General features: G+C 69.7%; 23 protein-coding genes. 2 read left to right on the forward strand and 21 right to left on the reverse strand.

Going from position 1 to position 17157, the window contains the following annotated elements:
* Nucleotide 1 precedes the first annotated feature (1 nt).
* Genes WA640_RS14460 through WA640_RS14480 form a run of 5 tightly spaced genes read right to left on the reverse strand, consistent with a single transcriptional unit; the run spans nt 2 to nt 4321 of the window.
* Complete coding sequence (locus tag WA640_RS14460) at nt 2–1321, reverse strand: CpaF family protein (protein WP_335988497.1); 1320 nt, start codon at nt 1319–1321, stop codon at nt 2–4.
* The gene (locus WA640_RS14465) at nt 1318–2124 is read right to left on the reverse strand and encodes a hypothetical protein (RefSeq protein WP_335988499.1); all 807 of its coding nucleotides are present in this window, start codon (nt 2122–2124) and stop codon (nt 1318–1320) included. Before WA640_RS14465 ends, WA640_RS14460 begins: the two co-directional genes overlap by 4 nt.
* Nucleotides 2121–2801: an SAF domain-containing protein gene (locus tag WA640_RS14470; RefSeq protein WP_335988500.1), complete on the reverse strand. Its 681-nt coding sequence runs from the start codon at nt 2799–2801 to the stop codon at nt 2121–2123. The genes WA640_RS14465 and WA640_RS14470 overlap by 4 nt, the downstream gene beginning before the upstream one ends.
* Before the next feature lie 36 nt (nt 2802–2837).
* Nucleotides 2838–3728, reverse strand: coding sequence for a hypothetical protein (locus tag WA640_RS14475; protein WP_335988502.1), 891 nt, complete (start codon nt 3726–3728; stop codon nt 2838–2840).
* Nucleotides 3722–4321 carry a hypothetical protein gene (locus WA640_RS14480; RefSeq protein WP_335988504.1) on the reverse strand — a complete coding sequence of 200 codons (600 nt, stop codon included), beginning with the start codon at nt 4319–4321 and terminating at the stop codon, nt 3722–3724. Before WA640_RS14480 ends, WA640_RS14475 begins: the two co-directional genes overlap by 7 nt.
* 113 nt (nt 4322–4434) lie before the next feature.
* Between WA640_RS14480 and WA640_RS14485 the strand changes: the two genes are divergently transcribed.
* Nucleotides 4435–5247 carry an IclR family transcriptional regulator gene (locus tag WA640_RS14485; protein ID WP_335988505.1) on the forward strand — a complete coding sequence of 271 codons (813 nt, stop codon included), beginning with the start codon at nt 4435–4437 and terminating at the stop codon, nt 5245–5247.
* Between the two features lie 106 nt (nt 5248–5353).
* Here the strand turns inward: WA640_RS14485 and WA640_RS14490 are convergent, their stop codons facing one another.
* From WA640_RS14490 to WA640_RS14500, 3 genes are all read right to left on the reverse strand, one after another.
* On the reverse strand, nt 5354–6031 hold the full coding sequence (locus WA640_RS14490) for a hypothetical protein (protein ID WP_335988507.1): 678 nt from the start codon (nt 6029–6031) through the stop codon (nt 5354–5356).
* A gap of 75 nt (nt 6032–6106) precedes the next feature.
* The gene (locus tag WA640_RS14495; protein ID WP_335988509.1) at nt 6107–7006 is read right to left on the reverse strand and encodes a phosphotransferase; all 900 of its coding nucleotides are present in this window, start codon (nt 7004–7006) and stop codon (nt 6107–6109) included.
* 16 nt (nt 7007–7022) lie between these two features.
* Nucleotides 7023–7514, reverse strand: a complete 492-nt coding sequence (locus WA640_RS14500) for a glycine-rich domain-containing protein (protein ID WP_335988510.1) — start codon at nt 7512–7514, stop codon at nt 7023–7025.
* A gap of 143 nt (nt 7515–7657) precedes the next feature.
* Between WA640_RS14500 and WA640_RS14505 the strand changes: the two genes are divergently transcribed.
* On the forward strand, nt 7658–9130 hold the full coding sequence (locus WA640_RS14505; protein WP_335988511.1) for a peptide deformylase: 1473 nt from the start codon (nt 7658–7660) through the stop codon (nt 9128–9130).
* A gap of 49 nt (nt 9131–9179) precedes the next feature.
* Here WA640_RS14505 and WA640_RS14510 read toward each other — a convergent pair whose 3' ends face one another.
* From WA640_RS14510 to WA640_RS14570, 13 genes are all read right to left on the reverse strand, one after another.
* The gene (locus tag WA640_RS14510; protein WP_335988514.1) at nt 9180–10673 is read right to left on the reverse strand and encodes an IMP dehydrogenase; all 1494 of its coding nucleotides are present in this window, start codon (nt 10671–10673) and stop codon (nt 9180–9182) included.
* A 60-nt stretch (nt 10674–10733) separates the two neighbouring features.
* Complete coding sequence (locus WA640_RS14515; protein ID WP_335988516.1) at nt 10734–12164, reverse strand: hypothetical protein; 1431 nt, start codon at nt 12162–12164, stop codon at nt 10734–10736.
* Nucleotides 12165–12452: 288 nt separating this feature from the next.
* Complete coding sequence (locus tag WA640_RS14520; protein ID WP_335988517.1) at nt 12453–12974, reverse strand: hypothetical protein; 522 nt, start codon at nt 12972–12974, stop codon at nt 12453–12455.
* Complete coding sequence (locus tag WA640_RS14525) at nt 12968–13570, reverse strand: hypothetical protein (protein ID WP_335988519.1); 603 nt, start codon at nt 13568–13570, stop codon at nt 12968–12970. The genes WA640_RS14520 and WA640_RS14525 overlap by 7 nt, the downstream gene beginning before the upstream one ends.
* An 85-nt stretch (nt 13571–13655) precedes the next feature.
* The gene (locus WA640_RS14530) at nt 13656–14054 is read right to left on the reverse strand and encodes a hypothetical protein (protein WP_335988520.1); all 399 of its coding nucleotides are present in this window, start codon (nt 14052–14054) and stop codon (nt 13656–13658) included.
* A gap of 153 nt (nt 14055–14207) precedes the next feature.
* Nucleotides 14208–14495 carry a hypothetical protein gene (locus tag WA640_RS14535; RefSeq protein WP_335988523.1) on the reverse strand — a complete coding sequence of 96 codons (288 nt, stop codon included), beginning with the start codon at nt 14493–14495 and terminating at the stop codon, nt 14208–14210.
* Nucleotides 14479–14730 (reverse strand): hypothetical protein, encoded by a 252-nt coding sequence (locus tag WA640_RS14540; protein WP_335988525.1) that lies wholly within the window; start codon nt 14728–14730, stop codon nt 14479–14481. The genes WA640_RS14535 and WA640_RS14540 overlap by 17 nt, the downstream gene beginning before the upstream one ends.
* Nucleotides 14730–15107 (reverse strand): hypothetical protein, encoded by a 378-nt coding sequence (locus tag WA640_RS14545; protein WP_335988527.1) that lies wholly within the window; start codon nt 15105–15107, stop codon nt 14730–14732. The genes WA640_RS14540 and WA640_RS14545 overlap by 1 nt, the downstream gene beginning before the upstream one ends.
* The gene (locus WA640_RS14550) at nt 15104–15436 is read right to left on the reverse strand and encodes a hypothetical protein (protein ID WP_335988529.1); all 333 of its coding nucleotides are present in this window, start codon (nt 15434–15436) and stop codon (nt 15104–15106) included. Before WA640_RS14550 ends, WA640_RS14545 begins: the two co-directional genes overlap by 4 nt.
* 2 nt (nt 15437–15438) lie before the next feature.
* Nucleotides 15439–15735, reverse strand: a complete 297-nt coding sequence (locus WA640_RS14555) for a hypothetical protein (protein ID WP_335988530.1) — start codon at nt 15733–15735, stop codon at nt 15439–15441.
* A gap of 19 nt (nt 15736–15754) precedes the next feature.
* Nucleotides 15755–16153, reverse strand: coding sequence for a hypothetical protein (locus WA640_RS14560; protein ID WP_335988532.1), 399 nt, complete (start codon nt 16151–16153; stop codon nt 15755–15757).
* Entirely contained in the window at nt 16146–16445 is a 300-nt protein-coding gene (locus tag WA640_RS14565; RefSeq protein ID WP_335988533.1) for a hypothetical protein, read from the reverse strand. The genes WA640_RS14560 and WA640_RS14565 overlap by 8 nt, the downstream gene beginning before the upstream one ends.
* A complete protein-coding gene (locus WA640_RS14570; RefSeq protein WP_335988537.1) occupies nt 16442–16801 on the reverse strand; it encodes a hypothetical protein in 360 nt (119 codons plus the stop codon). The genes WA640_RS14565 and WA640_RS14570 overlap by 4 nt, the downstream gene beginning before the upstream one ends.
* Nucleotides 16802–17157 lie beyond the last annotated feature (356 nt).

Genomic DNA, 17157 nt, shown 5'->3' on the forward strand with positions numbered 1-17157 from the left:
ATCACCACCGCCGCGCCGGGGAGCCGGGAGGCCGCCAGCCGTGCTCGGCGAGGCGCTCGGCCCGCGCCGCACTGACCGGCGTCGCGAACACCGCCGTCTGCGCCGCGGCATCGGGGGCGTACAGCTCGTTGGAAGCGACCATCGACCCCTCCGAGCCCACGACTTCGCGGATCGAGGAGACCCAGCGGCGACCGCCTCGCAGGGCGATCTGCACCACCAGATCGAGGGAGCCGCCGATCAGGTCAGCCGTCGCCTCCGGATCCAGGCCCGCAGGCGGCTTGCGGGCGTGGGTCTTGATCTTGCGGAACACCCCCGCCGAGCTGGAAGTGTGGATGGTCGACATGGACCCGTCCGTGCCGGTCGACATGGCGTCGAGCATGACCGCGACTTCAGGGCCGCGGACCTCGCCGACGAGGACCCGGTCAGGGCGCATGCGCAGCGCCTCATGGAACAAGTCCCACGCACTGACTTCGCCTGCGCCTTCGATGTTCGCGGGCCGGGCTTGCATCGCCACCACGTTGCCGTGCCGGGAGTCGGTGTGCAGGCCCAGTTCGTAGGCGTCCTCGATGGTCACGATCCGCTCGCTGTAGTCCAGCAGCCCGGCGAGGGCCCGCAGCAGGGTGGTCTTGCCCGCCGCCATGGGTCCGGCGATGATGATGTTCAGCTTCGCGGCGACCGCGGCCTTCAGGAGCTCGGCGATGTCGCGGGAGAACATGCCCCCGGCCTGGAGCTGGTCCAGGGAGGCTTCGGTCAGGCGGTGGCGCCGGATGGAGACCGAGGGCCGGTGGGCGACATCGCGGACCGCGTGCAGCCGGGACCCGTCCGGTAGTTGCAGATCGAGGGCGGGGGCGGCGCGGTCGAAGCGCCGCTCGGTGTCGCTCAGTCCTGCACCGGCGGCGAGCATCTGCACCGCTGCGATCAGCTCCGCATCCGAGGAGGCGACCGGGCCGACCTGCGCTTTCGAGCCGTCCGCGCGCGTCACCCACACGACATCGCACCCGTTGCAGGTGATGTCCTCGATCGCGTCGTCGGCCAGGAGCACGGCGAGGGTGCCCAGCCCGGCAAGACGCGCGACCACCCGCTCTCGCAGCCCTTCCCGCTCGGTCTCGGCGATCAAGTCGCCGTCGACATCGACGAGGCTCCGGTTGACTTCGCGGATCGCCTCGTCCACGGCCGCACCGTAGGCGTCGGCGCGGGACTCCAGGTCCCCTGCGGTACTGGTCGTCTGGTCGAGGAGGCGGCGCGCGGCGGCGTACACCAGGCCGTCATGGTCCGCAGCCTCGGCGCGGTGCCCGGTGCGGGACGGTTCCAGCAGCGTCATGACAATGCCTCCTGCGGTGCCGGTTCGGGTGCGGCGGTGAGGGCGAGCGGGCGGGGCGTCTCGGCGAGGTCGCGAACCGCATCGGCGAGGACACGCCAGGCGCGGTGGCCGCGGCGCGCGGCCCGCCCGGTCGGCGGATCGGCGTCGATCAGACTCCCGGGGCCGGCCGCGCCGAGCACCCGGACATCAAGATCAGCCGTGAGGGCGACTTCCTCGACCTCGGCGGCCGTGGACTCGCGCTCGACCACCACCAGGCCCGTGCGAGGCCCCAGGCGCTCCAGACTGGACAGGTCCTCGATCCGCGCGCGCACCTGCGCGAGCGCCGCCAGCGTGCCCTCGGTGACGCACACCAGGACATCCGCCGCAGCGGCGACCGACCACGCGGGCGACTCGTGATGCAGCCGCCCCAGATCAGCGATCACCACCCCGTCAGGCGGATCGAGGAGCTTCGCGCCCGGGGCGGCCAGCATCGGGATCGCCTTGCGGACCCCGCGCCCGCCCGGCGCCGCGCACACCACCGGCACCGCCACACCCGCGACCGGAAGCTCCTGGGAGCCTTCGGCGAGCACGTCGACGTCGGTGTCCGCCAGAGCCCCGGAGGCGAGGAGCGCGATCACGTCGGCCAAGCCGCGCTCGATCCGCACCCGCCAGTACGCCGCTGCGTCCCCGCCCTCGGGGTCGAGCTCGACCACCACCGGAGTGCGCTCATCAGCGTCCTCGGTGTTCCAATGCGCGGCAAGCGCAAGCGCGGTCGTGGTCGCTCCGCGGCCCTTGAGGGTGCCTACTGCGATCAGCATGGTCATCCCCCCGCGGTCGGGCTCGGCGTCGGCGAGGGCGAAGCTTCGGGGTCGGGGGCGGCGTGGGCGGTGGCGACCATCAGCAGCGACGTCGCCTCCACACTCACCAGACCGGGGATCGTCTCCGCGGGCAGCTCCACGGTCACCAGGGCACCGCCCTCCTCCGGATGCGCGACGGCCGTGACGGTGCCGCCCGCCGACCACACTCCCGTCGCCGCGGTATCCGACGCACCGAGCAGCGACACGAGATGGCCCGGCTGGAGCGCGGCGGGGACGCGGCCGTCCGCCAGCGCCACCGTCACCTCCACCCACCCCTCGCGGGGCGAGGACGGGGTGCCGACCATGGACGCGCTCAACAAGGTTCCGGCCGCGAGTGGGATCGCGGCGAGCTGCCCGACCACCGATGCCGCGGCCGAGGACGGGACGAGGCCGAGCGGGTCGACCTCGTCGGCGGCGACGTCGACTGGCGCGAGGTCGGTCTCGGCGATCACCTGCCCGGCCGCCAGCGTCGAGGCCACCCGGAGCACCGAGGCCCGGTCGGGCTCGGACGTCACCGTCCAGACCACGGCCGCCGCGCAGCACAGCACCACGGCCGCCGCACCGGCGATATGGACCCAGATTCGGCGGCGGCTGCGCCGCCCCGGTCTTTCAGGGCGGTCAGCGCCCTGCTTGTTGCCGCTCATGAGAACCCCCGTAATCGCGAGCGCGCGTATCGGTCGTTATTCGGTGTTGAGCGCGTGGGACTCGGTGACCGGCCAAGCCTCATTCGCTTCAGTGGTCATGTCCGGGAACGTGTCCGACTCCCCGCCCCCCGACCACGACACCTCCCAGGTGATCGCCACCGACACCGGCAGCTCGCCTTCGGAGGGCTGTTCGTAGACGTGGCCGCAGTCCGGCGACTCGGCTTCCTCGTCCTGGTCCTTCGTCCAGGGGGTGCCGCGCCCGTAGCAGGTCACGACGGTCCCGTCCCCCATGTCCCACATCGCCACCACCGGTTCCGCGGTCGCGGTCACCGAGAGGCCGGGAACCGAGGCGGTGGCGGACTGGGTCTCCCAGGACGCCTCGCTCACCGCGAGCCACACCGGCAGCATCACGAGCTGCTTGTCCTCCGGCGAGGCAGTGATGGTCGGGGTCGGAAGCTGGAGCGAGTCGACCGCCTGCTGGGCAAGGACGGCGGGGTCGACGATCGGTGCGTCCTCGCCCGGTAGGACCCATTGCGCGCCGGTCATCGTCCGGCCGGTGTGCGGGTCGCGGCACGAGCGCCCCAGGAGCTGGTGCTCTTCGGACGGACGCTCGCCGGCCGAGGCGCCCATGTAGGTTCCCGAGTCCGAGTCGACCACTTCATACGCCCAGTTCGGGCACACGCCTTCGGGCGCTGAGGTTCCCCCCTCGGCGGAGGTGTCCGATCCCGAACCGCTCCCGGACGAGTCGTCGCCGGAGCCGCCCGACGAGCCGCCAGGGCTGCCGTCGGTGCCGACGCCGATGTCGACACTGTCGTCATCGGGGTTGACCTCACCCCAGGTCTCCGCCCGTGCCGCCGAAGGGATCATGAGCCACGCCGCGGCCGCTGCGGCGGCCACGAGCGCGGCGCGGCGTCTTCGCGTCAGCATGTCCCCACCCCCTGGACGGCGAGATCGGTGACGTACCAGCGGCCGTCGAGCAGCTCCACGAGGGCCTCAATGTGGCGCCTGCCGTACTCCTCATCGGCGACCGGCTCGCCGGTCTCAGCATCAACCGAGAGCCAGTCCGTGGTGTCCTGGCAACTCGTGACAACGACCTGGATCGGGTCGGTGTTAAGCGCACTTTCGGTGACCGTGACGTCGGAGATCGCGGGCTCGCCCTCCGAACGTTCACCCTCATCGAGATTGGTCTGCAAGGCGTCGGTGACCGCGCGGAGGGCATCGCCGGTCGCAGCGGTCGCCAGCTCAACGGAAGCGGGATCGGGGATCGCGGACGCGGCCACGAACGCGTCCATGAACCGCTCGAACGCGGCGACCGCAGCTTCGTGGGGGTCGACGATGTCTTCAGGAGCGACCGCGGGGGATGCGCTGGCGCTCGGCGTCGAGGTGGTGGCGGGGGCGGGGTCTGCGGGGGTTTCGTCCTCGGAGCATGCCGTAAGTCCGGTCGCCAGGAGGGAGCCAGTGGCGAGGGCGATGAAAACGCGAATCATAGTCGCACCGCTCGGGTTAGTCTGCGTAGGCATGGCATAACCCTGTGTCAAATGGGCGACAGATGCAAGGGCCAGCGGAAACCCGCGGCGCATGATGGCGCACGGGAGCGAATTTCACCTCTCTGACCGATTTCCAGGAGCCGATGATGGACGACCCGCCGAACTCAACACCCGCAGCCGGAGAACGCGACAGCGACCTCGCCACGGTCGGCAAGACGCTCATGATCTACACGGCGCTCGGCCGCACCAAGACACCCATGTACCTCCATGACATCGAGTCGAAAAGCGGCCTGCCCCGACGCACCGTCCAGCGGCACCTTGAGTTCCTCGAATCCCATGGCTGGGTGCAGCGCGTCGGCGCCGGTCGCTACATGCTCACCCCGGGCACCCGGCTCCCGCTCGGCACCGCCGACCACGAGGGCATCGATCGCATCCTCGCCGAGTTCACTGAAGCCACCGGAAGGGACGTCGCACTCGCATCGCTCAGCGGCGAGCGGCTCGTCTTCTCCCACCGCCACCCGAGCCCGAAGGGAGTGTCCCTGCTCGAAGGCATCGACCCGCTCGCGCTCCATGCGACGGGTTCAGGAAAGTGCCTCCTCGCCCAGCTCCCCTCCGCTCAGGAGCGCCGCCGCCTAATGCTGCTCACGGGCATGCCGCGCTACACCGAACACACCATCACCGACCCCGAGGAACTCGAAGCCGACCTTGCCGCACAAGAAGACGAGTTGTGGAGCGCCCGAGGCGAATACCGCGACACGGGCGCATGCCTGGCGATCCTCGCCCACCCCGGCGGCATCTACGGCGGCAGCGTCGCCATCACCACATCAGTCGCCGCCGACGAGTTCGAGCAAGCCAGAGAACAGCTCGCCGCCGCGCTCCACCAGGCAGTCGCACGAATGCAGCCCTACATCGGCCCGCTGCTCCCACCGACATTCAAGCCGAGAACGACCACCGAGTGACCAGGTAACTCCAAGCTCAACCTGGACCTAAGCCGATGCCCATGGGTCGGGGCCGCTCCCGGGCACGTCGTCGCCGGCGGCGTCGGATTCGGGGGTGTCCGGCCGGCTACAGCTGCCCTCCTGTCGAAGAGTAGGTGGTCACCGTCAGGTGCGCCGCCATCCAGTCGTTGGTGTTTTCCGGGCTGATGGAGTCGAAGGTGGCTAGGACCAGGAGGTCATCGTTGGTTTTCAGGCAGATGGTCGCCCCGACTTCGATGTCGGCGCTCTCCGGGTGCCAAGGGTCAAGGAACCAGTCGAGGGGAGCAGGGTCGTCGCGCAGTTCCTGCTCGCACTCCGCTGGGGTGGGGTCTCCCCCAGTTTGGTAGAGCAACCCGCCGATACTGTTGGTATAGAGGTAGCTCGTTCTCGTGCTCTGCGCTTCGACATCGATGTCGCACGGGTCCCAAATCAGGTCCACATAGTTGGCTGGGGTGGAGCCGTCTGTCGTGGTCTCGTACCAGACCTCGGGTTCCATACTGCGGTCGTCGAAATCGAGGTGAATCTGCGGACAAGTACTGTAATCGCTGTTGGTGATACGGGTATTGAGTGTCATTGACCAGTCCGAGTACTCCTCCGTCCATCCAGAGGTTGCAGTTTCACCTCCGATGCCTGAGCCGCCATGCGTTGGGCCGATGCCGAGCCAGTCAAGGATCCCGAGCACGCTCGCGAGGAGGCCGATGGCTCCGATAACGGTGAACTTCCCCTTATTCCGTTGCCATGTCCCGCTTGGGGGGTCGCTTTCCACACGACCAGCCTACTGAATTTCCGGGTCTCTCGGTGATTCCGATTCGCGCAGAGGCGACTGAGCGGTTTCCAGAGGTCATTCCATGTCGTGCAGGTACTTCGCCCAGCTCAGCGCGTGTTCGGCGGACACGCTGAGGAGTTCCCGTGAGGGGTCCCGCCGGGCGAGGTGGAGCCAGGTGCCGAGCATTTGGACGGCAAAGCTGCGGCGTATGTCGAGCGCGACTCCAGGGTGGGGAAGGTGGTCGAGTCGCCATTGGTCAGCTTTGGCGCTGGTGTGCCCGTCCGCGACGAGGCGGAAGGCGAGGAGTTCGGCGTCAACCCAGGGGGCGGCGGGGCGGGCCCAGGCCCAGTCGATGAGGTGGCCTCGCCGGTGCTGGTCGTCAATGAGAATGTTGTATCCGTGGAGGTCGGTGTGCACCAGCCGGTTGCCGTGGAGGATTTGAAGCGCGTCGTACTCGGCGGCGGCGAACCGGTCGAGGTTGCCGCGTATCCATGGGTCGAGGTGCTCGGGTGGCGCGGCGGCGAGGTGTTTCCAGGGCTGGAGGCGCTCCCAGCGGCGTGCTTCGGGGGCAAAGCCCGTACCGACTTCGAGCGGGGGAATCTCAGCGAGTTCGGCGAGGGCGGCGGCGATCAGGTCGAGGTCGGGGGAACCTGGTGCGAGGTCGGCGTGGCGGCCCGGGAGGTGCTCCCAGGCGAACAGGTGCCATCGGTCGACTTCGAGGTGCCAGAGAAACTGCGGGCCCGGAGCTCCGGCGCTGGCGGCGGCGAGCTCGTTGCGGAACATCCACTCGTTGCGGGCCGGTTCCTGGTAGCCCTTGAGGAAGACAGCGCCGTCGCCTGCCGTGTCGAGCGCGCAGGCGACGGCGCTGTTGACGCCGACGCTGATCGGAGTGACGGCCCTGATGCCGCCGCACTGGTGCCCCACCGCATCCCGCACGGCGGCGGGCAGGTCGCTCCAGTCTCGGCGCAGCGTCATGAGTGGGGTCGTCTCCTTAGTTGGCGCCGGGGCCCTGGCCGGGGATGAACGGCGGGACCGGCGGCGGGTCCTCCGCGCAGCCATTGTGGCACTGGCTGCACTTGAGTGCGCCCTCGTACTGCCACAGCTCCCGGTCGACCTGGTACCCGGCCTTACGGATCGCTGCGGCCGACCGGTCGAGCACGGTCTGCACGTCCTCCTCCGCGGCGGTGCCTTCGGTCTCGTCGGGGACGTGGTGGAGGAAGCGGCCCGCGACGGCCTCGCAGAAGGCGGCGTAGTCGCGGGTGTAGAGGATGAAGGTGTGCCAGCCGATGTCGGCCGCCATGCTCGGCGACAGCGGCGCGGTCGAGACCGCGCAGGCGCCCAGGAACGCCAGTCCCTGGTCGAGGCATCGCTCGGCCATCTCGGTCTCGAAGTGGTGTTCGTCCGCGATGCGCTTGGCGAGCTTCGCGAACACCTCCTCGGAGACGAGGTCGCGGCCCCGTTTCAGGGCTTTGGTGGTGTCCATTGGGGGTCTCCTCTCGGGAGTCGGACTCGGCGGGGCGGGTTCGCCCTGCCTTGTCCAGTACATTCCGTGCGCACCCTGTGCGGGTAGAGTGAGTGCGCCGCGCACGACGTGCGCACGCCCACGCACACCGGAGGCATCGCCCCTTGAGCGCCAACGAGGACCCCGACTCCTACGCTGCCGAAGTCCGCCACTGGCTCGACATCCGCGGCTTTTCCCGGACCGCGCTGGCGAAATCGACCGGCTTCAACCGGCCCTACGTCTCCAAGATCGCGTCCGGGGCCGAGCGGGGATCGGTCGAGTTCGCCCGAGCGGCGGACAAGGCGATGCGTACCGGCGGGGCGCTGGAGCGGGCGTGGCGCGAGCGCCACGGCCAGGCCGCCGCACCCGCGCCGGTGCCTTCGGCCGCAAGCGGACTGACCGTGGACCAGGATCTCGCCGAGCTCCACTACGAGGACGGTGTCTATCGGCTCACCCAGCGCCGCCGCTTGATCAACACCGGGACTGACCCGGTGCTCCGGTACTTGATTCGCATTGCCGTCGACAAGTACCCGGGCGAGCCCGAGCGCAGCAATCAGCTCTACCGAGAGCACCCGCTCACGTGGGACGACCTCCAGCTCCAGGCGTGGTACGGCGAGGGCCGCACGGAACCGATCAAATGGACCGTGCAGCACGATCGAGATGCGTTCAAGGAGGTGTGGCTGGTCCTGCGCGGCGAGGACGGGCGGCGCCTGCCGCTGTACCCGGGCGAGGCGGGCTGGATCGAGTACACCTACACCGTCCCCGAAACCCTGTGGGGCAATTGGTACAGGCGCGCCGTCCGGCTGCCGACCAACCACCTCGCGGTCGCCCTCGACCTGCCCGCCAGCACCGCCCCGCAGGTGTGGGGGACGCACACCTCCCTGACCGGCGACGACCTCCCGCTGCCGACCCCGATCGCCGTCGACCGATCCGGCGAGCGCGTCCGATATTCGTGGGCGACCGACAACCCGCCGCTGCACGCGCGCTACACGCTCCAATGGCGATGGGGTGCAGCGCCGTACGATGAGCCGATGCACCAGCGTCCCAGCGAGGTCATGGCGGTCCTCGGCATCGTCCAGGACGGCGACCCGATCCTGCGGGCCACCGCCCGCAAGTTCAACCTGCCCGCCGAGGCCGAGCAGGCGCGAATTGCAGTCGCACGGTTGCAGCAGGCCGCAGAGCTGGTCGCGACCGGGCACGATTTCAGCGGCAAGGGCCGGGGCCTGGCCGCGCCGCAGATCGGCCTCGACGCCGCGGCCGCGGTGGTCTACCCCCCAGGCGCCTCCGACCCGGTCATCCTGCTGAACCCGGTCGTGGTCGAATCCAGCGCCGAGACTGACATGCAGTACGAGGGCTGCCTGAGCTTCTTCGACACCCGCTCGCGCATCCCCCGGCCCTTGAGCGTCCACATCGCCCACACCGACCCTGATGGCAGCGAACGCATCACGGTGTTCGAGCAGGGCCTCGCCAGACTCGTCCTCCACGAAGTCGACCACCTCTACGGCGTCCTGTGCTCCGACCATCTCCCCGAGGGTGAGGCCCCGATCCCGGTCGAGGAGTACCGGGGCACCGGATCGGCGTGGGCCTACCGGTCCTGATAGCGGCCCGGCCCGGGAGACGTGCCCGGACCAGGCGTATGACGCGTCGCTAGTGGGTGGTGCCGCTGGTTTCGCGGATGGTGACGTTCGCGTGCGACTCCTGGAAGGACTGCTCGGACACGAGGGTGAGTTGGGCCCCTGCCTGGAAGTCGGGCAATGCGGTCGCGCCGCACGAGACCATCGTGGCCTTGACCTTCGCCAGGGTACTGGCGACGCCCTCGTGGAGATCGCCTGCGAACGGCACATACCCGTCCACGCCCTCCTCGAACAGCATCTGCTTGCCCTGCCCGTACCGGGCGGCGTTCTGCGCCCGCGCTGAGCCTTCGCCCCAGTACTCCTTGACGAACCCTTCCTGCGTGCGGATCTTCGCCCCGGGCGCCTGGTCGAAGCGGGCGAAGTAGCGGCCCATCATCACGAAATCCGCGCCCATCGCGAGCGCGAGGGTGATGTGGTAGTCGTGGACGAGGCCACCGTCCGAGCAGATCGGCACGTATTCGCCAGTGCGCTCGGTGAAGGCGTCGCGGGCGGCGGCGACGTCGAGGACCGCTGAGGCTTGGCCGCGGCCGATGCCTTTCTGGTCGCGGGTGATGCAGATCGAGCCGCCACCGACGCCGACCTTGACGAAGTCGGCCCCGGCCTCGGCGAGGAAGTCGAATCCGGCCCCGTCGACCACGTTGCCGCCGCCGATCGGGGTCTGGGGGAACTCCTTCTTGGTCCAGGCGATGGCCTCGGCCTGCCAGTCGGAGTACCCGTCCGAGGAGTCGAAGCACAGCACGTCCGCGCCGGCCTCGACCAGCGCTGGGATGCGGTCGGTGTAGTCGTGGGTGTTCACGCCCGCACCGACCCTCAATCGCTTGTCGGCGTCCACGAGTTGGTTCGGAAATTTTTTCCCGTCCTCGTAGTCGGAACGGAACACCAGGTGCTGCAAGCGGCCTTCGAGGTCGAGGACGGGCAGGACGTCGAGGCGTTCCTCCCACAGGCGCGCGTTGGCCTCGGAGAGGGTGAGTTCGCCCTTGGCGTGCGCCATGCCGTCGATCGGGGTCATGCGGGATTCGACGGTGGCGTCGAGGTCGTGGCGCTGGGGGTGGAAGTCCCGCTTCCCCACCAGGCCGAGGAACACGCCGGTGGCGGTGCCGTCGTCGGTGACCGCGGCCGTGGAGTGGCCGGTGCGCTCCATGAGCGCGACCAGATCGCGGAGCGTCTGGGCGGGCTGGACGTTGGTGTCGGAGGTGACGAACCCGGATTTGAAGTGCTTGACCTTGCGCACGGCCGCGGCCTGGGCTTCGATCGGCTGGTTGTGGTAGATGAAGGACAGGCCGCCTTCGCGGGCGAGGGCGATGGCGAGGTCGTGCGAGGAGACGGCCTGCATGATCGCCGAGGTGAGCGGGGCGCGGAGCACCAGCGGCGACTCTTCGTGGGCCGGGTGGCGCACCAGCGGGGTCGACAGGTCCACGGCGCTGACCGTGCAGTCCTTGCGGGTCCGGCCCGGAAGCAGCAGGTACTCGTTGAAGGTTCTGGAGACCTCGTCGATGATGATCGGCACCGGATAACTCCCTTGTGGATTGGTTGTGGATGGGTTGTGGTGTTGCGTCTGGCGCGGGCATTAGCCGCCCCGTCTCCAAGGCAGCGCATCGAGCAGTTCCAGCGGGACGTCCGGGTGGACGTAGGCGACGGTGTCGGTGCCGTGCAGCAGCACGGGACGGTAGCCGCCGGTCAGGGCGTGCAGCCGCAACTGGAAGTCCACCTTGACGCGCTTGCCCTTGTCGCACAGGACGATGACGGGCACCGAGTGGTAGCTGAACAGCGACGGCGAGTTCTGGTCGGACGTGTGGACGCCGATCTGCCCCTGCTTCGGGCGCGTCGTCACCCTGATCCCGCCGGGGACGATGGTGTTCAGGATATCGGTGGTGCGGGCCGCTTCCATGACCGCGAAGTACTCGATCGTGGAGTGCCACGCTTTCTCGGCCACGGCGGCTTGTTCTTTCTGGGCCCTGTACTGGAAGTTCGATCGTGCGGGGGCGGGGAGGGCGCGCATGATGACGTCGTTCACCCGCGTGTCCTCGATCCGCTGGCCCCACAGGATGGACCCGACGATGAGGGTGTAGACCACGGCGAATTCGAGGGTGAACTCGTGGGCGAGCTGGCGGATCTCGGGGTAGTGGATGCTGCCGATCGAGGAGTGGAACAGGTCGGCGAAGTTCGCGGTGTCGAAGAGGTCGTTCTCGCGGTCCAGGGCCTGCTTGAGGGACTGGTCCAGGTCGCCCCGGTCCAGCAGCGGGCCGAAGACGTCGTGGCAGTGGGTCCGGGCGGCCTCGACGGCGCGGTCGTAGGCGACGCGGTGATCCGCCCCGGCTTCGGCGAGCATCGAGTAGAACTCGGTCACGGACACGTATTCATCGATGGCGAGCCGGGCGGTCATGTCGCCCAGGCGCGAGACGTAGGACTCGCACGCCAGGCTCTCGGTCTTGAACATGCCGTCGTTCATCCGCCCGTCCGAGATGACGGTGACGGCGAACGCCTTGCCGATCGGCTGGCCGAAGTGGGTCAGGACCGCGGCGAGTTCAGCGTAGCGCAGCAGGACCGACACGTCGCCCAAGTCGACCGCGTCGCTTCTGCACTCAGTCTCCAGGGGGTTGGCGACCTTCATGGGGAACCCGGTGCAGAACAGCCGGACGACCGGGTCCTCGGAGGCCAGCGACCGGTCGATCATGTCCATCGCCGCGGCATCGTCCAGGATCTTGGACTTGGTGCGGCCGAAGGAGCGGTGGGCGAACACGGCCTTGATGCACTGCTGCGGCGTCGGGTCCTCGGTCTCGTAGAGGACTTTCGCCCGCTGCTGGGTCTGGCGGATCGCCCCGGCGACGAACGCGCCCGAGGACTCCTGCAATGCGTCGAGCACCTTCGCGTACTCGGTCCCCGACAGCGTGATCGGGGACGAGCGGTACAGGTGGTCGGCCATGTCGCGGACGGCGGCTTTGGTCCGGTGCAGCGGCGGGTCCGGTGCCGCTGCCGGGTCGTGGTCGTTGCCCATCATGCTCCGTTACTCGTTCGGCGGCCGGGGACGGCCGCATGTGCTCGCGTTGTGGTTCACCGGATTCCAGGGAGCTGACGGGCAGCCGCGCCGGTGAGGACATTTCGATATACGTGACTTCGGAAATGACCTGCGCGGCTGCCCTGCGGGAGCCGGGCGTCGTTGACCGGCTCCCTCCCTGCGGCGGGGAGCGCGGGGTGCTCGGGTGCAGGGGCCGCCGCTTCGGGAAGGAGGTGAGGCGGCGGCCCTGGGTGGAGAGGAACCCCCAGTCCTCTCCAGCTCAGGGGCCCGCTAGGCGGGCTGCGGATCGGGCGGCGATGGCGCGTCGGGCTGCGCCCACCTGGGGTAGGAGGTGTCCAGGTGCCGCCGGAGCTGGGCCCGGTACGCCTCGCCCTCGTAGCGGTCCGGGTCGTCCAAGGCAAGCGATTCGAGCATCAGGCCCAGGCCCTCGACGTCCATGCCCAGCCAGGACTGGCCCGGGTCAGACGCGAGGCTGTTGACGACCATGTGGACCGACCAGTGGTAGCCGTCCTCGGCGGTGATCGGGTGACCGGTGACCTCGAAGGGCCGGAACAGGATGGTGACCTCCCGCGCCCAGGTGCGGATCGTCTCGGGGTCGGACTCACCGGTGAGCAGGTCGAGGACCGCGCCGTGCATGTCCGCTCTAGTCAGGACCGCCAGGGCAGGGTCCGCTTTGCCGAAGCGGTGCAGCAGGCGCGCCAAGCGCCACTGCCCGGCAGGCGTCGGCGGTCGGCGGGAGGCGATGAAGTCGGCGAGCACCTGCCGCGCTCTGCTCGCCTCGGTCGTCACCACAGCGGCATCCCGAGCGGCGCGTCACCCGACAGGTGTCCCGCCACCGCCCCGGCCAGGAGCAGTACCGCCACGAGCGCGGCGATGCGCCAGGCGACTTGGAGCGCGCGGCGCACACCGCGCAGCACCCAGTACACGCCCAAGAACGACCCGACGCACACCACGCCGACCAGCGCGGCCGCGGCCAGTTCCGGGGTCGAGTCGGGGAGGACGATCGCCAGCGCCCACTGGAGGGCCACGGCGATCCCGAGGGCGAGGATCACCGGCAGCTCCGGGTCGTTTCGCCACCGGGAGCGCTGCGGTGTCGCGAGGATCGTGGACGGGAGGGTGTGGCCGCTGGTGTGCGCGCGCCAGACCGCTTGGGCATGGGCGAGGATGTCGGACGCCCACACCTCAAGGCGGGCGCGCTCGTCGGGCTCGACCCAGTCGTAGACGACCAGCTCGGGGGTGTCGGTGTGCAGCTGCTGGAGGCTGCCGAGCGGATCGGCCTCACCGGTCCGTCGCAGCAGCATCGCGGCTGCAAGGCGCTGGTCGCGCTCGTCAGGGAGGTCGAGGGCGTACTCGAAGTGCCCGAAGGTGAAGGTGTTGACGGTGGTCATCCTGCGGTCACCTCGATGGCAGTGCCGATCGCGCGACCGCTGACGGCGATCAGGGTCGGCTTGATGCCGGTGGGGGCGGGGGCGCTTAGCTGATGCACGTGAGCCCCGCTTCAGCGACCGCGAACACATACGGGCACAGGTCATCCTTCTTGAACAGGAACTGCCCCGACAGCGTCTCGCCGGTGCGAATGGAATGGACGAGCGCGACCGCGAGCCGGACGAGCCCGTGATCGACCGGGCCGCCGGAGCCGATCCCGGCAGCCCCGGCGGCATCCCACCACTGCTGTTCGGTCCGCCCGGCGGTGTGGACGATGAGATTGCCCAGGTCGGTGCGGTCGTCGCCCTCGCGGAGCGCCACCATGATCAACATGCCCTGCTCGTGGCCGGTCTGGTGGCGGAATTCGAGGTTGCGGCCGTTGCGCCGGGTCGACCCGAGCGGCACGATGCCCTGGGGCGGTGCGGCGGTCGCATAGGCGGTTTCCATTGGCGGCGTGCGTCCTCACTACATGTCGAAAGAGAATGTCCTGTGTGGTGTTTCATGTGATGTGGCAGGGTCCGGGCGCGGCGGCGGGTGCATCCGCTGCTGGGAGGCTCGGGACACGCACCAAGCTGGTACGACGCCGCCGCGCCCGGGGTCTTAGGTGCCGGTGGGCGGTCGGGGCGCGATGAGGTCGCGGGCGTGCAGCTCGATCCAGGCGCACCACGCGTCGCCCGCCCAGGCGGTATCCCAGACCGGCGCGGTGAACGGGTCGGCAGTGAGCGTGCCGACCGGCCGCGGCTCGGAACCGCACCGGCAGTCGATGCGGTACATGCCCGCTTCGGCATCCTCTAGCGTCTGGAACACCGAGAAGACCATCGGGCCGCGGACGAAGTCGCCCAGCCACACCGACTCGCTCACCTCGGGCAGGTCATCCGGCCGCTGCATCACGTACCTCCTTGGCGCGTCGGGCGATAGCGTCGCGCTTGTCGGCTCCGCGAGGATCGTCGGCGCGCGTGCCGAGGTCCTTGTGGTACTTCCAGCCCGGGTTGAACAACGGGCCGAGCTGACGGTCAAGCGAGTGGGCATAGCCGACGTAGTCCCCGGCGTCGTCCACGACCTTCACTACGACTCCGTCGACCTCGAACCGGAGCCGGTATCCGGCGACCTCGACCGGTTCCACTAGGCGGCCTGCGCTTCGCGCTCGGCCGCGGCGCGGTCGGCCGCGTCCTGTGCCGCCTCCTGGGCCTTGTGGTGGGCGAGCCATGCGTTGGCGACGGCGATGGTGACCTTGTGGCGCTCATCGGCCGTCCAGTTCTCCGGCCACCGCCAGAGGGTGCGGGTGCCGTCGAGCCCGCTCGCTCCGGCGACGTTGCGGCCGCGGTCGGGCTGGGGATGGCGCCGGTGGATGCGGACCGCATCGGCGTCCGCCTCCTTGACGATCTGGAACCACCTCCCGCCCGAGAGCGCGAACTCGCGCAGCACCCCACCGGCCGGCGCATGCTCCAGCTCGGGGACGGGCTCGGCCGTCGCAGTCGGCGGTGTCGGTCGTTCGGTCATGGCGCACTCCCTGTGGTCTCGGCGGCGGGCGTCGAGCCCGCCGCGATCTCGTAGTGGTCGGGATGGCGGTAGAAGTCGACGGCCAGCGCCGCGACGGCGGCGACGGCATGGGCGTCGCGGAATCCGGGGATGAGGTCGGGGTCGATGATCGCGATGCGCGGCAGTCGGATCGAGGTGTCGATGCGATCGACCTCGGCCGCGAGCGGCAAGTCCGTGCCCTGGGAGGAGATGGGGACGCGCCCGTCTCCCAGGAACGCCCGGACGCGCACGGCCAGGCCGTCCACGGTCGCATCGATCGAGCGCACGGCGCTCTTGTTCGGCAGTCCCACGGCTACCTCCGGACCCGGACCGGCCGGGGCAGGCGCAGGCGCTCGGCGATCGTCCCGAGCAGGACCGCCTCGGCCCTCCCGGCGAGGACGCGGGCCCCGGCATCGCTCCACAGCGGCCGCAGAGTCCCGCCGGGGCCGATCAGCACCGTGCCCAACCGGACCCGGGCCCGCCTGACGGTCAGGCCGTGGCAGTTGAGCAGGTTGCGGCTGGTCCAGGCGGGACGGTCGATGGCGGTGAAGCGCGGCGGGTCGAATCGGGCGGCAAGCAGACCGGCCGAGACGGCACTCAAGTCGATCACGTTCGGATCGTCCATGTCCTCACCCGTTCACCGGGTGCGGATGGGGGCGCCGCTGCTCCGGTGCGCGCACCGGCTGCGACAGGGAGGTGTCCGGCGGGCTCCAGGTGCCGCGAGCGTCCGCTCGCTGTGCGCGGCTGCGCGCGGCATGGAACAGACGCGCGCCCATCGCCGCCCACGCCTCGACCTGCGGCTTGCGAAATTGGTCGGAGACCCGGCGCAGGCCGACCGCGTTCCCCTTATCGTCGGTCGCGAACGTCGCCAGGACCTCCAGCGCATCGCCGACGCGGCGGACGGCCAGGGCGTACACCCCGGACTTATCGGTGGTCTCGACGGCGAGGGACCACGGCACATCGCCGAACTCCACCAGGACGCGCTGCGGATCGCGCCGATGACGGCGCTCGTCTGACTGCTTACTCATCGGAGGCCGCCTCGTAGCCCTGGAACCATCCGATCGCGTACCCGCCGAGCAGCTGCTTCGACCCGTACAAGCGGTGCTCGTAGGCGACCGCGAGCATGGTGCGCATCCCGTCCTCGGCAAGCTCCACCAGCGCGGCCATCTTGAAGGGCTGCTGCGCGGTGTCGTAGAACCGGACCTCCCGCGCCTCCACAGCGGCGCGGACGTGAAGTCGCAGCAGGGCCGCGCCCCGCGTGGGACGCATCGCGAACTCCCCGGCGAAGACCGTCTCTTCTTCCTGGGCGACCCCGGTCATGCGATCACCGCCGCCGCATCCAGCGGGTCGTCCTGCGGTCGGCGCTGCTGCGGAATCTGCGGCTCAGGTGCGAGCGTGCTCAGCATCTCCGAGCGCCGGAACAGGTAGTCGTCGCGCAGGGCCTGGTCACGCCGCCGCGGGTCCTCGCAGCTGAGGATCGTGCAACGGGCGCTGATCCGGTCCGCGCAGCCCTGGGGACCCACCGCCATACGACAGACGCGACACCGGAACCGCTCCTTGCGTCGGAACAGACACCCCCGGAGGGTCCGCCGCGGCCGGTGCCGGGCGGCAACGAACTGGGCGATGTCGATCGCCGCATCGTAGGATGGCGGGTACACCAGATCTGTCGTCGTCATGAGAGCAGCCCTCTCGCGTCGGTGATGTGGAAGTGCTGGTGGAGCGGCCCGCCCCAGAGACCAACCTGACTACCAATCACCCGGTCTCAAAGGCGGGCCGCCGTCATGGCGGCCGAAGCCGAATTCAGTTGTAAGCGGCCCGCCTGCCCCCTCTTTCGGGACGAGAGCCCCACCAAGACAGGCGGGCCGGGGCCGCTCTTGCGGCGGGGAGCGCAAGCCGGTGCCCACCCAGCAACCGGCTGAGCACATCAGCACCGTCCGGTTCGCGGCCTCGGATCAAGCTTCACCCCCAGGTGGGGGCAATCACCTCAAGTGAGATGCTTAACCGATCGTCGCACATCGCTCGTATTGAGTCA

Source organism: Glycomyces sp. MUSA5-2 (assembly GCF_037034145.1).
GTDB lineage: Bacteria > Actinomycetota > Actinomycetes > Mycobacteriales > Micromonosporaceae > Glycomyces > Glycomyces artemisiae.

Excerpts from the sequence above, each read along its gene's own strand:
- WA640_RS14460 (WP_335988497.1), bottom strand. The coding sequence starts at position 1,321 with ATGACGCTGCTGGAACCGTCCCGCACCGGGCACCGCGCCGAGGCTGCG.
- WA640_RS14465 (WP_335988499.1), bottom strand. The coding sequence starts at position 2,124 with ATGACCATGCTGATCGCAGTAGGCACCCTCAAGGGCCGCGGAGCGACC.
- WA640_RS14470 (WP_335988500.1), bottom strand. The coding sequence starts at position 2,801 with ATGAGCGGCAACAAGCAGGGCGCTGACCGCCCTGAAAGACCGGGGCGG.
- WA640_RS14475 (WP_335988502.1), bottom strand. The coding sequence starts at position 3,728 with ATGCTGACGCGAAGACGCCGCGCCGCGCTCGTGGCCGCCGCAGCGGCC.
- WA640_RS14480 (WP_335988504.1), bottom strand. The coding sequence starts at position 4,321 with ATGCCTACGCAGACTAACCCGAGCGGTGCGACTATGATTCGCGTTTTC.
- WA640_RS14485 (WP_335988505.1), top strand. The coding sequence starts at position 4,435 with ATGGACGACCCGCCGAACTCAACACCCGCAGCCGGAGAACGCGACAGC.
- WA640_RS14495 (WP_335988509.1), bottom strand. The coding sequence starts at position 7,006 with ATGACGCTGCGCCGAGACTGGAGCGACCTGCCCGCCGCCGTGCGGGAT.
- WA640_RS14500 (WP_335988510.1), bottom strand. The coding sequence starts at position 7,514 with ATGGACACCACCAAAGCCCTGAAACGGGGCCGCGACCTCGTCTCCGAG.
- WA640_RS14515 (WP_335988516.1), bottom strand. The coding sequence starts at position 12,164 with ATGATGGGCAACGACCACGACCCGGCAGCGGCACCGGACCCGCCGCTG.
- WA640_RS14525 (WP_335988519.1), bottom strand. The coding sequence starts at position 13,570 with ATGACCACCGTCAACACCTTCACCTTCGGGCACTTCGAGTACGCCCTC.
- WA640_RS14530 (WP_335988520.1), bottom strand. The coding sequence starts at position 14,054 with ATGGAAACCGCCTATGCGACCGCCGCACCGCCCCAGGGCATCGTGCCG.
- WA640_RS14535 (WP_335988523.1), bottom strand. The coding sequence starts at position 14,495 with ATGCAGCGGCCGGATGACCTGCCCGAGGTGAGCGAGTCGGTGTGGCTG.
- WA640_RS14545 (WP_335988527.1), bottom strand. The coding sequence starts at position 15,107 with ATGACCGAACGACCGACACCGCCGACTGCGACGGCCGAGCCCGTCCCC.
- WA640_RS14560 (WP_335988532.1), bottom strand. The coding sequence starts at position 16,153 with ATGAGTAAGCAGTCAGACGAGCGCCGTCATCGGCGCGATCCGCAGCGC.
- WA640_RS14565 (WP_335988533.1), bottom strand. The coding sequence starts at position 16,445 with ATGACCGGGGTCGCCCAGGAAGAAGAGACGGTCTTCGCCGGGGAGTTC.
- WA640_RS14570 (WP_335988537.1), bottom strand. The coding sequence starts at position 16,801 with ATGACGACGACAGATCTGGTGTACCCGCCATCCTACGATGCGGCGATC.